Source organism: Aliidiomarina sp., from assembly GCF_022565475.1.
Classification (GTDB): domain Bacteria; phylum Pseudomonadota; class Gammaproteobacteria; order Enterobacterales; family Alteromonadaceae; genus Aliidiomarina.
In genome coordinates, this window is sequence record NZ_JAIUMR010000013.1 from 12,584 (window position 1) to 28,065 (window position 15,482).

Annotated in this window: 13 protein-coding genes; 6 read left to right on the forward strand and 7 right to left on the reverse strand. The window is 50.8% G+C overall.

Features of this window, described 5'->3' with window-relative positions:
- Position 1: 1 nt before the first annotated feature.
- Genes LAT77_RS10800 through panP form a run of 3 tightly spaced genes read left to right on the forward strand, consistent with a single transcriptional unit; the run spans position 2 to position 3,214 of the window.
- Positions 2-775 (forward strand): ABC transporter permease, encoded by a 774-nt coding sequence (locus tag LAT77_RS10800; protein ID WP_290564576.1) that lies wholly within the window; start codon positions 2-4, stop codon positions 773-775.
- A 3-nt stretch (positions 776-778) separates the two neighbouring features.
- The gene (locus tag LAT77_RS10805) at positions 779-1,531 is read left to right on the forward strand and encodes an SAM-dependent methyltransferase (protein ID WP_290564577.1); all 753 of its coding nucleotides are present in this window, start codon (positions 779-781) and stop codon (positions 1,529-1,531) included.
- A 21-nt stretch (positions 1,532-1,552) separates the two neighbouring features.
- Positions 1,553-3,214 carry a pyridoxal-dependent aspartate 1-decarboxylase PanP gene (gene panP / locus LAT77_RS10810; protein ID WP_290564578.1) on the forward strand — a complete coding sequence of 554 codons (1,662 nt, stop codon included), beginning with the start codon at positions 1,553-1,555 and terminating at the stop codon, positions 3,212-3,214.
- Here the strand turns inward: panP and panC are convergent.
- The 7 genes from panC to sfsA all read right to left on the reverse strand — a co-directional run bounded on the left by panC (position 3,211) and on the right by sfsA (position 9,265).
- Positions 3,211-4,059 carry a pantoate--beta-alanine ligase gene (panC, locus tag LAT77_RS10815; RefSeq protein WP_290564579.1) on the reverse strand — a complete coding sequence of 283 codons (849 nt, stop codon included), beginning with the start codon at positions 4,057-4,059 and terminating at the stop codon, positions 3,211-3,213. The two genes, panP and panC, sit on opposite strands and share 4 nt — an antisense overlap.
- A gap of 40 nt (positions 4,060-4,099) precedes the next feature.
- Positions 4,100-4,897, reverse strand: coding sequence for a 3-methyl-2-oxobutanoate hydroxymethyltransferase (gene panB / locus LAT77_RS10820; protein ID WP_290564580.1), 798 nt, complete (start codon positions 4,895-4,897; stop codon positions 4,100-4,102).
- A gap of 67 nt (positions 4,898-4,964) precedes the next feature.
- Positions 4,965-5,447 (reverse strand): 2-amino-4-hydroxy-6-hydroxymethyldihydropteridine diphosphokinase, encoded by a 483-nt coding sequence (folK, locus tag LAT77_RS10825; protein ID WP_290564581.1) that lies wholly within the window; start codon positions 5,445-5,447, stop codon positions 4,965-4,967.
- Between the two features lie 5 nt (positions 5,448-5,452).
- The gene (gene pcnB / locus LAT77_RS10830) at positions 5,453-6,760 is read right to left on the reverse strand and encodes a polynucleotide adenylyltransferase PcnB (protein WP_290564625.1); all 1,308 of its coding nucleotides are present in this window, start codon (positions 6,758-6,760) and stop codon (positions 5,453-5,455) included.
- A 263-nt stretch (positions 6,761-7,023) separates the two neighbouring features.
- Positions 7,024-7,902: a tRNA glutamyl-Q(34) synthetase GluQRS gene (gene gluQRS / locus LAT77_RS10835; RefSeq protein WP_290564582.1), complete on the reverse strand. Its 879-nt coding sequence runs from the start codon at positions 7,900-7,902 to the stop codon at positions 7,024-7,026.
- Between the two features lie 6 nt (positions 7,903-7,908).
- Positions 7,909-8,364, reverse strand: coding sequence for an RNA polymerase-binding protein DksA (gene dksA, locus LAT77_RS10840; RefSeq protein WP_126792541.1), 456 nt, complete (start codon positions 8,362-8,364; stop codon positions 7,909-7,911).
- A 190-nt stretch (positions 8,365-8,554) separates the two neighbouring features.
- Positions 8,555-9,265 (reverse strand): DNA/RNA nuclease SfsA, encoded by a 711-nt coding sequence (sfsA, locus tag LAT77_RS10845; protein WP_290564583.1) that lies wholly within the window; start codon positions 9,263-9,265, stop codon positions 8,555-8,557.
- 72 nt (positions 9,266-9,337) lie between these two features.
- Between sfsA and pepB the strand changes: the two genes are divergently transcribed.
- The 3 genes from pepB to mrcB are packed head-to-tail and all read left to right on the forward strand — an operon-like array spanning position 9,338 to position 15,441.
- Entirely contained in the window at positions 9,338-10,627 is a 1,290-nt protein-coding gene (pepB, locus tag LAT77_RS10850; RefSeq protein ID WP_290564584.1) for an aminopeptidase PepB, read from the forward strand.
- Positions 10,628-10,640: 13 nt separating this feature from the next.
- Complete coding sequence (gene hrpB, locus LAT77_RS10855) at positions 10,641-13,139, forward strand: ATP-dependent helicase HrpB (RefSeq protein ID WP_290564585.1); 2,499 nt, start codon at positions 10,641-10,643, stop codon at positions 13,137-13,139.
- Positions 13,140-13,149: 10 nt separating this feature from the next.
- Positions 13,150-15,441 carry a penicillin-binding protein 1B gene (gene mrcB / locus LAT77_RS10860; protein ID WP_290564586.1) on the forward strand — a complete coding sequence of 764 codons (2,292 nt, stop codon included), beginning with the start codon at positions 13,150-13,152 and terminating at the stop codon, positions 15,439-15,441.
- The last annotated feature ends 41 nt before the right edge of the window (positions 15,442-15,482 follow it).

Below are 15,482 nucleotides of genomic sequence, written 5' to 3' on the forward strand. Positions count from 1 at the left end.
CATGCGTAATCCAATTTACTTCACCGCATTAAAAACAATTTGGATCAAAGAATGCACCCGATTTTTGCGCATTTGGGTGCAAACATTAGTTCCGCCGGCAATTACCATGACACTCTATTTTATTATTTTCGGCAGCCTCATTGGTTCGCGAATTGGTGAAATGGGTGGCGTCAGCTATATGGAATTCATTGTACCTGGGCTGATTATGATGTCGGTCATTACCAATGCGTACTCGAATGTAGCCTCATCGTTTTTTAGCGCTAAGTTCCAGCGTAACTTGGAAGAAATGTTAGTTGCGCCAGTGTCCAACATTACGATTATTCTTGGCTATATTGGTGGTGGTGTCGCACGCGCCTTGCTTGTCGCTGTTATTGTGACGCTTGTGTCTGGCTTCTTTGTGCCGCTCAATATCCAGAGTTACGGCATGATCGTGATTACGGTGCTGTTAACCGCGACGCTGTTTGCCTTGGGCGGTCTATTAAACGCCATGTTTGCCAAATCCTTTGACGACATTTCGATTATCCCGACGTTTATCCTCACGCCACTGACCTATTTAGGCGGTGTCTTCTATTCGATTTCGTTATTGCCGCAATTTTGGCAAAACGTATCGCAGTTCAATCCAATTATTTACATGGTCAACGGTTTTCGCTATGGCTTTATCGGCGTTTCCGATATTCAGCCGATGACAGCAATTGCCGTGCTTCTGATCTTTAATGCTGTTTTCTTTACCCTCGCTTGGTACTTGTTAAAGCGCGGCACAGGAACTCGGACTTAGGTCATGAAACAGGAATCAAGAGCGATTGAAAGCAATCAAGAGGGTGTTCACCCTGACGTCGCTGCGGCAGTTGCTCGCTATTGGCACAGCGAATTTCAAAAGCCAGTCGCGGAGCACAGTTTAGCCGCTTTTCGTGAAATCGATGCCTTGCTCACAAACAATAGCAAGCCGCTGATTTTGGACTCCTGTTGTGGCGTCGGTGAAAGCACAGCACATCTTGCTGCTCGATATCCTGATGCTTTAGTGGTCGGTGTAGATAAGTCGGCTCATCGACTCGGTAAGCATGTCGCGCATCGCCGACCTGAGCAGCAAGGCGAATACGCGCTAGTTCGAGCAGACCTCAATGACTTCTGGCGTTTGGCGGTTACGGCACAATGGCCTGTGCAGCGGCATTTCTTGCTTTACCCCAACCCGTGGCCGAAGAAGAAGCATCTTGGCCGCAGGTGGCATGGTGCGCCAGTTTTCCCAGCGTTAGTGCAACTTGGTGGTGAACTGGAAATGCGCAGTAATTGGCCGATCTACCTTCGCGAGTTTGCGCTCGCGCTGGCATGTTTACAAATTCCAGCTAAGGTAAAAGAACTTGCACAAGATATCGAACCAATGACCCCGTTTGAACGTAAATACCAAGCCAGTGGCCAGCCGCTTTGGCAACTGTCGGCGACTTTACAAACGCCGTCACTGTTATCTCAGTCGCGAAGAGCTGCTTTACAGGAAGTAGCGAGTGACGGTGGAAATGTGCTAGAGTTGCCGGCTTAAAATTTTAGTCAGGAGAATTGTGTGGCGCCGAAAACAACCGCTGAAGTCAGCATGGAATCGTTGTTCCGCATCTTTACGGTGCCGGAAGCGCCTGATTCTACGTTGGGTAAAATCGAGCAACACTTGTCAGAGAATCTTGAAGATTTTCTGTCGTCTCATATTGTTGCGCAAGAACGCCCCCTGCATGAAATTGAGCAAGAGTTCGCAGCGAGCACAATTCCGGAACAGCCTGAGTTTGTCTCCACCCATACCGAAACCTTGTTAAAAAAACTCGTTTCGCAGTCAGTCCATACTGCATCGCCCCGATTTATCGGCCATATGACGTCAGCGCTGCCGTATTTCTTGCTGCCGTTGGCAAAACTGATGGTTGGTTTGAATCAGAACTTGGTGAAGATCGAAACATCAAAGGCATTTACCCCGCTTGAGCGAAATGTGCTGGGGATGCTGCATCACCTCGTTTACGGCGAGTCGGAAGCCTTTTACCATCGTTGGATGCATAATGCAGAATACTCGCTCGGTGCCTTTTGCTCGGGTGGTACGATCGCCAATATTTCTGCTTTGTGGGTAGCCCGCAACAATCTTCTGGCACCCAGAAAAGGCTTCGCAGGTGTCGGTGCTGAAGGACTTGCCGCCGGTCTGATGCATTGTGGCTATAACCGACTGGTCATTTTAGTCTCTGAGCGTGGCCATTATTCGCTCGGTAAAGCAGCCGATGTTCTCGGTATTGGCCGGCAGAATATTGTCACGGTTGCCACGGACGAGAATAATCGCATTCGTATCGATGCACTGCGTGAAACAGCCGCGAAGGTTACCGCTGAAGGTGGCCGTGTTCTCGCAATCGTCGGTATTGCGGGTACGACGGAAACCGGTCATATCGATCCACTGCAAGAGATGGCGAAGATTGCCCAAGAATATCGAACGCATTTCCATGTTGATGCAGCGTGGGGTGGCGCGACCCTCATGTCGAGTCACTATCGTCCGCTATTGGCTGGGATTGAGCTTGCGGATAGCGTGACCATTGACGCTCATAAGCAAATGTATGTGCCGATGGGCGCTGGCATGGTACTTTTCAAAGATCCAGGCTTGGTCAATGCGATTGAACATCACGCTGAATATATTATTCGCCGTGGTTCGAAAGACTTAGGGAGTCATACGATGGAAGGCTCGCGGCCAGGAATGGCAATGCTGGTTTACTCAGCATTACATGTCATGGGCCGCACCGGCTATGAGTTGTTGATTGATACCAGTATTCAAAAAGCCAAATATTTCGCTGATCTTATTGAATCTCAGGATGACTTTGAAGTTATCACCTATCCGGAACTGTGTATTTTAACCTACCGTTATGTGCCGTTTGGTTTAAAAGAGAGCTTAAAAAACGCGAGTGACGATCAGCTGAAAGTGATCACGCCATTATTGAATACGCTGACGCGCTTTATTCAAAAAACGCAGCGCGAGAATGGCCGTTCGTTTGTTTCTCGAACTAAATTGACACCTGCACAATATAATCACGAAGGGAGCGTCGTCTTTCGTTCAGTCTTGGCGAATCCATTAACGACGGAGAGTATGCTGCAGGAAATTATTGCAGAGCAACGTGACATTGCTGCGACGGCAAAAAACTTGATGCCACAAATCAAGGCCGCAGCGGAGCATTGCGGCCTGTTAGTGGTCGATTCAGCGTCCTAACAGGACACTTCTAAATTATCAATCAAACGCGTTTTTCCTAAGTACGCCGCGACCAAGATGACGAGCTGATGATCGTGGTCTGCGGCGGGCGCCAAGTCGTGCTGGCGTCGGATACTGACATAATCCGGTGTAAAGCCATTTGCTTTGAGGAGGAGTTTCGCGTCATTCTCGAGTGTGCTGAAGTCCTTGCGACCTGATTGAAGTGCTTCAGCAATCTGTTGCATCGCACGATACACGCTTGTGGCTTGCTTGTGTTCATGATCACTCAAGTAGCCATTGCGCGAGCTTAGTGCGAGACCATCGTTGGCACGTATAGTCTCAATACCGTGTATGGAAACTGGCAACGAGAGATCTTCGGCCATGAGGCGAATGACCATCAACTGTTGGTAGTCTTTTTTGCCGAATACTGCATGATCCGGCTGCACCATGTTAAATAACTTACAAACAATCGTCGCGACGCCACGAAAATGACCGGGTCGCGAGGCTCCGCACAAAATATCACTTAGATGAGGCACTTCGACGTACGTTTGTTCACTTAAACCACGCGGGTAAATCAGACCGGTGTCGGGCGTAAACACCGCGTCGGCACCTCGCGCAGTTAGCGCTTGCATATCTGCGGCTAGTGTTCGCGGATATTTGTCGAGATCCTCGTTCGCCCCGAACTGCAGCGGATTGACGTAGATACTGACAATGACTTTATCTGCTAGCTTCTTTGCGGCATCGACGAGCTGAAGATGACCTTCATGTAGGTTCCCCATCGTCGGCACAAACGCCACAACAGAACCTTGCTGTGACCACTGGCGACGAGTTTTACGCAATTGTTCAAGGGATTCGAGATGCAGCATAGCGCTTTCCGTGTAAGTTGATAGTCAAGTTAGAGACGACTTAGGCATCGAAACAATGCTCAGGTGCAGGGAATTTGCCGTCACGCACCTCTTGCACAAAGGCTTCGACCGCGCCTTGTAAACTTCCGCCTTGGGCAAGAAAGTCTTTCGTAAACTTGGGTAGGTAGTCCGCGTTCATGCCCAGCATATCGTGCATGACTAGAATTTGTCCGTCAGTTTCTTTGCCGGCACCAATGCCAATGACTGGGATTGTTAAAGCTGTCGAAATTTGCTGGCCAACATGCGTTGGAATACATTCGACAACTAACAGTTGAGCACCTGCGGCTTCGAGAGCTTGAGCGTGACGCACTAACTCACGTGCACTTTCTTCGTCGCGGCCTTGAACTTTGTAACCACCAATAACATTGACTGATTGTGGCAGTAAACCGATGTGTGCGCACACGGGAATGCCGTGACGCGTCAAATCGTGGACGGTGTCGACCAGCCAATCGCCACCTTCAAGCTTGACCATGTTGGCTCCCGCTCGCATTAATTCCGCTGCATTTTCACAGGCAATCAAGGGATCTGGGTAGGTCATAAATGGCATGTCGGCAATCACAAAGGCATCACTGCTGCCAGCACGAACACAGCGGGTGTGATAGGCCACTTCATCCAGCGTGACCGGAATAGTCGAATCAAGCCCCTGCAGAACCATGCCTAACGAATCACCGACAAGGAGAACGTCGACACCACAGTCGTGGAAAAGCTTTGTGAAACTCGAATCGTAGGCAGTTAAAGCGGTAATTTTTTCCCCGCGTTGCTTCTTTTTTAATAATCCAGCGGTACGAATTCGACTCATGATGGACTCCTGCATTGATCGTGAAAGCGCGATGTTAATGTGCCTGTTAATCGCTCATCATAGCAGTTCAGACAACTTTGCATAAGTCGTTTAAGGGAATTTGCTGTGCTGCAACTGCGGCGGTTTGTCCCGTCGGTAGCAAAAGGTCAGGAGCGAGTTCGGCTAATGGGATAAGGACAAACTCTCGCTCGAGAATACCGGGATGGGGCACAGTCAGACGTTCGTGATTGATGTTTTCGTTCGCGTAGAAAAGGAGATCTAAATCGAGTGTACGCGGACCCCAGCGACGGCCGCGTAAGCGACCAAATTGTTGTTCGATCGACTGCAATGTATCCAACAGGTCGAGCGGCTGGAGCTCAGTGTCAAAGCAAGCGACGGCATTTACATAGTCGGGCTGATCTTGAGGGCCCATTGGCTTGCTCTGATACAAGGAAGAACAGCGCCAGTTGTGCAATGCTGGGTGCCGAGCGAGCACCTCAGCAGCGCGTTGCACGGTTATTAACGGCTGCTCAAGGTTGGCGCCTAAGCCAATAAAACAGCGATGAACCATTTGCGTTATTCGCCTTGTTTGGCTTTGGGTTTGCGCCGGCGCGGATTGCGCCCACGTCGAGGACGACTCGCTCGAGGCCGAGCTGGGGCGTCACTGTTTGCTGTTGGCACAGGTGGTGATTGTTGTTGGAAATCGGTCCAAAACTTGCCTAGCGCCGCCAACTCTTCGTCTTCTTCGACCCGTGCGCGGAGCAAGAGGAAGTCATAACCAGCCCGAAACTTCGGATGCGACAATGACCGAATCGCTCGTTTCGGGTGCGTTTGCCGCAGACGCAATTGCAATAACCAAATATCGCGCATCGGCAAACTAAAGCGTTTGGGAATTGAAATACTGCGTGATTGTCGGCTTAGTGCGTCAGCAGCAGCAACCTGATAGGCATCAAATTCGGAAAGACCGCTTTCGAGAATGATTTCGTCGGCACGAGCAGCGACCGGATACCACAAAATGGCAGCAAACAAATAAGCTGGATTGACACCTTTGTCTTCATTTAATCGAACGTCGGTATCAACAAAGGCCTGACGGACCATTCGGTACTCGAGGCTGTCTGGGTTCTTCAGTGCGCTCTTTAAGACGGGGAATAAGTACTGGAAGAGGTTCAGCTCCAATAACAACTCAAAATTTGCTTCCGCGCGACGGTGCAAAAATAGTTTAAGAAACTCTTCGAATAAGCGCGCAGCAGGGATATTGTCCAGTAAGCCTGACAATGGCTTAATCGGTTTACGTGTCTCATCTTCAATGCGTAGACCAAGTTTTGTCGCAAACCGTACCGCTCGTAACATGCGCACGGGATCCTCGCGGTAGCGCTGTTCAGGATCACCAATCAGACGCAACAAGCCTTGCTCAAGGTCAGCAAGCCCGTTCGCGTAATCATAGATGGCAAAGTCGGCAATCGAGTAATACAGCGCGTTGACCGTAAAGTCGCGACGTTGAGCGTCTTCTTCAATCGAGCCATAGACATTGTCACGCAGCAACATACCCTCATCATTTTGCTTGGAGAGATTATTTGCAGGTGCTTCGTCGTCGCTGTGATGACCGCGGAAGGTTGCAACTTCAATCACGTCACGGCCAAAAACGATATGCGCAAGGCGGAAACGCCGTCCAATCAGGCGACAATTGTTAAATAGCGCTTTGATTTCTTCGGGTTTGGCGTTTGTGGCAACATCAAAATCTTTCGGTTGTAATCCGAGCAGTATGTCGCGTACACAGCCACCGACCAGATAAGCATCGAAACCAGCATTATGCAGGCGATAGAGTACTTTTAAGGCGTTATCGGAGATGTCGTTTCGCGAGATAGGATGCTCAGACCGAGGAATCCGTCGAGGTCCTTGCACCTTTGCTTGCTTCGATTTTCGCGCCGGCGCTGGCTTCGTCGCTGATCTCTTTTTCTGGCCTGCAGGTGCAGCCGCTTGCGTGACAGGAGCATGCACGTCACTTTGCGAGACAATCTGTTTATCTGTTACTTCTGTGGTTTCACTGCGAGATGTACGTGACTTGGAAGGTAGTACTCTCTTCGCAATCCTAGCGAGACGTTTAATAATGACCGAACTCCTCATTGAATCAAGGCTGCAATTTTAACCTACTTTTTTAGTGCTCGCCATGTATCGATGGCCCAAGTTAAATATTCTTCCACGCGGATGAAGCCTTCTGTTTCCGGCCGGCTCAATCCTAATTGACGACCTGCCGCCATCAGGTTGTCTAAAGCAGTCTCAGCATCGAGTGCTGGCGCATGGTTCTGCTTACTTAATTTACGTCCGTCTCGACCTCTGACCAAGGGTAAATGGGCTAAGCGAGGAAGAGGTACGGTCTTGGCGTCGAACTGAATGTCATTCAAAGCCTGCCACAATGTCAGTTGCCACGTTGACGCATGGAGCAAGTCCTCGCCACGGACGATATCGGTTACACCGGCAGCGCGGTCGTCACAAACAACAGCCAATTGATAAGCCCAAAGTTGATCACGACGACGCAAAATGAAATCTTCTGTCGCACTGGGTTGACACTGAATATGACCATGAAAACGGTCGTGAAAGTGTTGCAGTGGGTGAGTATTCAAAAAACGGATTGCGGTGTACTGGTCCTGGAGTTGACGATTGCGGCAGTGTCCATCGTAATTAGTCCCCCGGCGTTTAATCTGAGCGCGGGTACAATCACAATGATAGCAACGTTGCGCAGTGCTTAACTCTGCGATAGCACGTTGGTAACGCGGAGTTTGTTGGCTTTGCCAAACGACATCCCCGTCCCAATGCAAACCATGCGATTCTAATTGCCGCAGGATGGTATCTGCAGCACCAGGAACTTCGCGCGGGGGGTCTATGTCTTCGATGCGGACGAACCACTCACCTTGGTGAGCTCGGGCGTCAAGGTAGCTACCTAAAGCAGCTACCAAAGAGCCTGCGTGCAGCGGGCCGGAAGGACTAGGGGCAAAGCGCCCACGATATCGTTCGGCATGCTGCACCATGTCCCATTAATGGCCTTTCATTTGCTTTTCACGAATTTCAGCAAGGCTTTTACAGTCAATGCATAAGTCAGCTGTAGGTCGCGCTTCGAGACGGCGAATGCCAATTTCGATACCGCATGATTCACAATAACCAAAATCGTTACGCTCAATCAGCTCGAGTGTTTTCTCGATTTTCTTGATCAGTTTGCGTTCGCGGTCGCGGGTACGCAACTCGATTGCAAATTCTTCCTCTTGTGCAGCGCGGTCGACCGGGTCTGCATAGTTTGATGCTTCTTCTTTTAAGTGGCCCACAGTACGGTCCACTTCTTCACGCAATTGCGCGCGCCAAGCTTCAAGAATACGTTTAAAGTGAGCGCGTTGCTCTTCGTTCATGTATTCTTCGCCGTCCTTTTCCTGATATGGCGCGAGTTCAGCCATAGCTAGGACTCCGTGCGCTTTCCTTTCCTTAGTCGCATCAGTCATATTTTTTATCCTCCAGCAGGCAATTCTATTGAATTCACCAGCGTTCAATTAGCCTACCTAACAAAAAAGATGGGTATGTATACCAGATTGCCCCAGCGGGCGCAATTTTAACCGCTCTTCGGAAGGTTTTCTGCTATAAAGTGATTGATTACTTGCAGTATTTTCCATGCCGTTGCTGCATTGAGCGTGATTAGAGGTGGGGCGCTCGCGCTTTAATTTCAAGAGCAGATATCGAAAAAAAGACTGGAATGACTTCAACCCCAACCGCTCGGGCTTGTGCAACGAGCTCTGCGTATTTCGCATCAATATGTACTGCTGCCGCAACACTTTGGATCTGTGAATGTAAGACCGCATAGACCAAAGCGGCTCGGCTTCCGCGTTGCGCGACCGCCATCAAGGCGTTGAGGTGCTTATGACCGCGCGTTGACACTGCATCGGGGAAGAAACCATTCGCCGTAGTCGATTGCTCTGGGTCAAACAATGTAACAGATTTCACTTCCACATAGGCATCCGGGCGTTTCGGATGTTGACTGAGATAGAAGTCAACACGACTGTTTTCTTCATACTTCACCTCGCGTTGTACAGAAGCATAATCAGCAAGTGAAGTGATGACACCCTGCTCAATGGCTTCGGCAACCAGTGCATTGGCGCGGTTGGTGTTGACACAAATCCAAGCACCGTCCTGCGTGTGTGTCAGTTCCCAAGTGTAGGCATATTTGCGTTTAGGGTTATCACTGACACTCATCCACACTTCGCTGCCGGGCTCGGCACATCCCGTCATTGCCCCGGTGTTTGGGCAATGAATTGTGATATGATCACCATTGTCTAATTCAACATCGGCTAAGAAGCGTTTATAGCGGCGCAATAAGGTGCCGCGCAGTAAAGGTGGATTAAATTGCATCGTGGTTCAGTTTCCCTTTACAGTATCCGTTGAAAAACTCTTTAGCCGGCAACATACGTGGAGATAAAGCTTATGTCCAGTGCAGTACAAGTTCGATTAACACAAACCCCAGCACCTGCAAATTATAAAGGGAATAGCGCTTGTTATTTAACCGCGGAGGGCATGCAGATCGTGCAGCTCGAGTCGGAAGCGCTGTTGTTACGCAGTATTCAGAAAGCCGGTCGCAAACTCGATCAACTGGGTATGACCGAAATTGAGCCTGCCGGTGAAGGTTGGACACGCGATCGTCAGTGGGCTTTAAGCCAAGGCTTTACCGATACTAAAAGTTCCAATCAGGTTAACTTTGTTGGTGACGCAAAGCCTGAGCTTGAACAACTTCGTGACGTCGTGCGCTGGAGTCGTGAGCTGATTAATTTGCCATCGTCTGAAATTTACCCTGAGTCGTTATGTGAGCGAGTGATTGCAAAACTGAAAGACGTGGCTGGCGAGCATGTGACAGCGCGGGTGGTTGCCGGTGATCAGTTGCTGGCCGAAGAGCGGTTTGGCATTCACACCGTAGGTCGCGCCAGTCAGCGCGCACCAGCGTTACTTGAACTGGACTATAACCCGACCGGTAACGCGGATGCAGCAGTCGAATTTGCGCTCATTGGCAAAGGCATTACGTTTGATACAGGTGGTTATAGTATCAAGAGTAACGAAGGTATGGTGGCCATGAAGTGCGATATGGGCGGCGCTGCAACGGTCGCTGGTGCGCTGCTCCTTGCCATTGCTCAAGGTTTGCAAAAACGGGTGAGTTTATTGTTGTGCTGTGCAGAGAATATGATTGACGGTACAGCTTATAAAAACGGCGATATCATCACTTATAAGAATGGTGTGAGCGTAGAAATTGTTAACACCGATGCGGAAGGTCGCGTTGTACTCGCCGACGGACTCCTGCGTGCTGGTGAGTTAGGTGCGAAGAAAATCATCGATGCAGCGACGCTTACTGGCGCGGCTCAAGTCGCCGTTGGCACCGAGTACAACGCTTTATTTAGTGTCGACGAGGCTTATGCGATGCAAGCGTTGCAAGCTGCCGCTGACACTGCTGAACCACTTTGGCGTTTGCCATTAGCAAGCTGGCACCAAGAGAATTGCCCGTCAGCGTTTGCTGATACTGCCAATAGTCGACCCATCAAAGGCGGCGGAGCGGGTGGTGCAAGTAATGCTGCTGGCTTCTTGTTGCGTTTTGCCCCGAACCAAGGTCAAGGTTGGTTGCATTTCGACTTAGCGGCTGCTTATCACGGCAATGCTAATGCATTGTGGGCGGCTGGTGCGACCGGTTTAGGTATTCGCAATATCGCGAAACTCTTAACCAACGCATAATCGACGGCAACTTGTGCGGACGATTTTAGCTGAGCTATCCGTCGCATTGCGGCAATCCGTGGTCGTTTTACAAGCACCTCCCGGTGCCGGTAAGTCGACGCTATTGCCGCTCTATTTATTGGCGAACAATCAAGCCTTTAAGGCAACTCAAGCTGAACAAATTATTCTTGTGCAGCCGCGACGGGTTGCGGCCTTAAACATTGCCTACTATTTGGCTGAGCAACTTGGTGAAAGCGTGGGTGAACGCGTTGGCTATTGGGTTCGGCAAGAACGCAAAGTCTCATCGCGAACGCAGCTACTGATAGTCACGGATGGCATGTTTACTCGCTTGATTCAATCCGATCCTGAATTGAAGGGCGTGCGTACGGTTATTTTCGATGAGTTTCATGAGCGCAATCTGCACGCCGATTTAGGTTTAGCGTTAGCGCTTGAAAGTCGTGACCTACGCCCTGATTTGCAGCTCCTGATTATGTCGGCAACGCTGCCAGCCGAGGCGCTCGGTCAATGGCTTCGCAGGGCTGGCCAGCAGGTCGCAACCTTTACCACCGAGAGTCGTCAATTTCCGATCCAGCTCCATTATCGTCCACCCACACAACTACATCGATGGCAGCAAGTATTGCCCGCGGTTGTCCGTGAAGCGATTGATGTCGCTGAATACGGTATTTTAGTGTTTTTGCCCGGACAGCGCGAAATTCGTCGACTTGCATCTGAGTTGCAGGGCCACAGCGGCATTATCTTGATGCAACTGCATGGTGGCTTGCCTTTGAAGGAGCAGCGCCAAGTACTGCAGCCACTGACATCGGCGCAACAGCAGCAAGGTTTACGCAAAGTGGTGTTAGCGACGAACTTGGCTGAGACCAGCGTCACCATCCCTGATATTGATGTCGTGGTGGATAGCGGACGTGAACGGCAAGCCAGCTTTCATCCGCGTTATGGACTGACGCAACTGACCACTCGGCTGATTTCGCAGGCTTCAGCGGAACAACGGGCAGGGCGCGCAGGACGCGTCCGCGCAGGCCAGTGCTTTCGGCTTTGGTCAGAATCGGTGCAGCACGGACTAGCTGCTTATTCCACGGCAGCAATTGAAACGGAAGACTTAAGTGAGTTGCTACTCGAAGTGATTGCTTGGGGCACTCAGCCGGAACACTTGCTTTGGTTCACCCCACCTGCGAAAACGGCCTTAGCGGCCGCTCGACAGAAATTACAAGCAGCAGAATTGCTTGACGAACACAATCAGTTGACGACACTCGGTCGCCAAGTTCAGCAATGGGGAACTGAGCTCAGTGCTGCTACCGCACTGGCACTTGCTGCTCAACAGGAAGCGCCGTTATGGCGACAAGTAGCGGCCCTACTGGCCGCATATCTTGAAGAAGCCGGCCAAGAACAACACACCGATTTGTTGGCTCGGCTTGAGCAGATTTTAAAAAACCGCGGAAGCCAAGGTGATCGTCGGCTTTATGAGCGCTACCAGTACTGGTGCAAAAAGTTGCAGGTAGCGACAATCGATGCCGTCCCCGACCGAGAAATTCTCAGTGAACTCCTACTTGCGGCACTGCCTCTGCGCCTAGCTCAACGTCAGTCAGGACAACGTTATTTAATAGCCAGCGGCACGGCAGCGCGATTGCAGGATGATACCATGGGAGCGGCGGAGTGGATTGTTGCGAGCCAAATGACGTTGCAGGAAGACGACAGCGATGCTCTGATTTGGCAATCCTTGGCGTTGTCAGCGGATTTCATGCAAGGTTGGCTGCAGCAACATGCTAAAACTAAATTCAGTTGGGAATGGCAAGGCAAACAAGGCCACTTCGTTGAGCTCGAAGAGCAGCGTATCGGCCAGTTGGTGGTGAGCTCTAGACCGACCGGACGAGCACCGGACCGGGAGCGCCAAACTGCAGCGCTTTTAGCTGTGATTAAGGGCCGGGGCGATGCTTTATTTGCCAGCGAGTCAACCCAACAATGGTTAGCCCGCATCCGCCTAGTCGCTGATTTGCTTGGCAGTGACAGTGCGCAGTGGCTTACTGAAAATTTACTCGATGAACTTGAACATTGGGCAGCGCCCTATGTCTCACTGATTTCAACGCGCAGCGAAGCCGAAAAGTGGGAGCCCTTGCCAGCACTACAAGCTCAATTGGCGTATGCTCAGCGCCAACAACTTGACACCTTGTTGCCTGAACGTTGGCTGGCGCCCAGTGAGCGTCAGCATCGGGTTTATTATCACAGCGATGGCACCGTTTCGATTGCTTTGAAGCTGCAGGAAGTATTCGGCCTGACGGCGTCTCCTCGCTTTGCAAATGGTCGTATTACGCCTGTTTTTGAATTACTGTCGCCTGCGGCAAGGCCATTACATAAGACCCACGATCTTGCTTCATTTTGGCGTGACGCCTATGTGCAGGTGCGCAAAGAGATGCGTGGTAGGTACCCGAAACACCCATGGCCGGAAGCCCCATGGGATGCACAAGCGACGCACTTAACTAAGCGGGCCCTTGACGCTGCTGAACGTTCGAGCAAATAGGATAAAAGGAATGCTAAAGAAACTCAGTCATTTAATTTGGAAACTGGCATTAATTGCTGTGGTTTGCGTCGGTTTCTATATGATTTATCTTGACTCGCTCGTGACCAAACGTTTCACCGAAGCTCGCTATCAGGCTCCCGCACTGCTCTATAGCCGTGCATTTGAACTCGCACCAGGGCTTGGTGTAACACTCGCGCAATTAGAGCGAGAATTGCAGGCACTAGATTATCGCGCCACGCGTTACGCACGAAATGTCGGTGAATATCGTCGCCAAGGACAAGAAGTGCTGCTTTATCGCCGCGGATTTGATTTTCCGGATGGATACGAGCCAGACCTTCGTGTTCGGCTGCGGTTTGATGCGGATAATTACTTGGTCGAAATAGAGACATGGCCAGGCCAGGAATTTATCAATGGTTTGCGCCTTGAACCGCAGCTGGTAGGTCGTTTCGCTTCCGACAATCAGGAAGAACGTCTGCTCGTTGGTTTGGAGCAGGTACCCAATTTACTGCAAGAGACCTTACTACTCATCGAAGACCGCGACTTTTATCATCACTGGGGTGTCAAACCGACGTCAATTATCCGTGCTGCTTTGGCAAATTTGGCGGCTGGAAGGACGGTACAGGGCGGTAGCACTATCACCCAGCAACTCGTGAAGAATATGTTTCTTAGCCATGAAAAGCGCATGGTACGAAAAATCAACGAGGCTTTCATGGCGTTGATTTTGGATTTTCGTTTTAGCAAAGATGAAATACTCGAAACTTATTTTAACGAGGTTTATTTTGGCCAAGATCGCGGTCATGCAGTTCATGGCATCGGTTTGGCAACGCAATTCTATTTCGGTAAACAACCGGAGCAACTGACACCAGCGGAAATCGCAATGCTGGTCGGTATGATCCGTGGTCCGGGGCTCTATAACCCGTACCGCCATCAGGAGCGTGCAGCGGAACGCCGTGACTTTGTGTTGCATCTCATGTTTGAGCACGACCTTATTAATCGTCCGCAATTGATTGCCGGACTTGAGTCACCGATTGTCACGCGTGCGAGTGCGCGCCTAATTGCACGGCAACGTGCGGACTATATCGATTTGGTGCAAACAGAATTGCGTCAATTGATACCGGGAAGACAATGGCAACAGACAGGACTAAAAGTATTCACTTATTTTGATCCTTGGCTGCAAGCCGAATTAGAGCAGGCAGTGTATAACCGTATGGAACAGCTGCCGGATCATGAAATACAAGCGGCAGCTGTCGTAACCGATTATCATACAGGCACAGTGCGCGCTTTAGTTGGCGGTCGGACACCGGTATTCGGTGGCTTTAATCGCGCGTTCCAATCACGGCGGCAAATTGGCTCACTTATGAAGCCGTTGCTGTATACCTTGGCTCTCGAAGACGACACGCAGTTTTCCTTGGCAACCATTCTGCATGATGAGCCGCTCAGCATCACCAATGAGCGCGGTGTCACTTGGCAACCGCGTAACTTTGACGGGGAATTTCGCGGTCCTGTTTCTCTTTATCAAAGTTGGCTCGACTCGCGCAATATTCCGGCTATTGAAGTGGGGCAGAAGCTCACCCCAGCAAGACTTCGCCAACGTTTGCTGGAATTGGGTGTGCGCGCTGATATCCGGCCTTATCCTGCCCTCGCACTGGGTACATTAGAAACCAGTCCGCTCGCGGTCAACGAACTGTATGGTTATCTCGCCAATTATGGTGAAGGCTATCGGTTAACCTCCATTCATGGTGTCAGTACCCATCGCGGCGACGTGCTCTATGTGCAAGAGCGCCGAGTAAATCAAGGTTTTCGTCCGGAAGCAGCTTACTTAGCGCGCTATGCTTCGCATGGTGTCATTGAATTTGGTACCGGGCGCAGTTTGGGCCAGCACATTCGCCAACCGATCGGTGGTAAAACCGGATCGACCAACGATCTTCGCGACAGTTGGTTTGTCTCTTTTGATAATCGCTATTTGCTCACAGTGTGGTTAGGGCGTGATGATAACCAACCGATAGGCTTGACCGGCAGTCGTGGTGCCTTGCCTGTCGCGCAGAATTTCTGGCAGCAGCAAGAGGTGTTTCCATTGAACTTGACGCCACCACCAGGCGTGGCTATGCGCCATTGGGACGCCGAAACAGGAATGGCTATCGCTAGTGGTTGCCCCGGCTCAAGGGCATTACCAGGAATTGCCAACGGCATTGACGTGCAGGGCTGTGTCGTTGACGATGAACGCTTGGCGGAAGAGCGTGAGGAAGACGCAGAGCAACGCGGTTTCTGGCGGCGCTTGTTTGGCCGTGGCTCCAATGACTAGGCTCGTATTTTGAAACCAAGGGTCACGCTCAGCAAACGCCA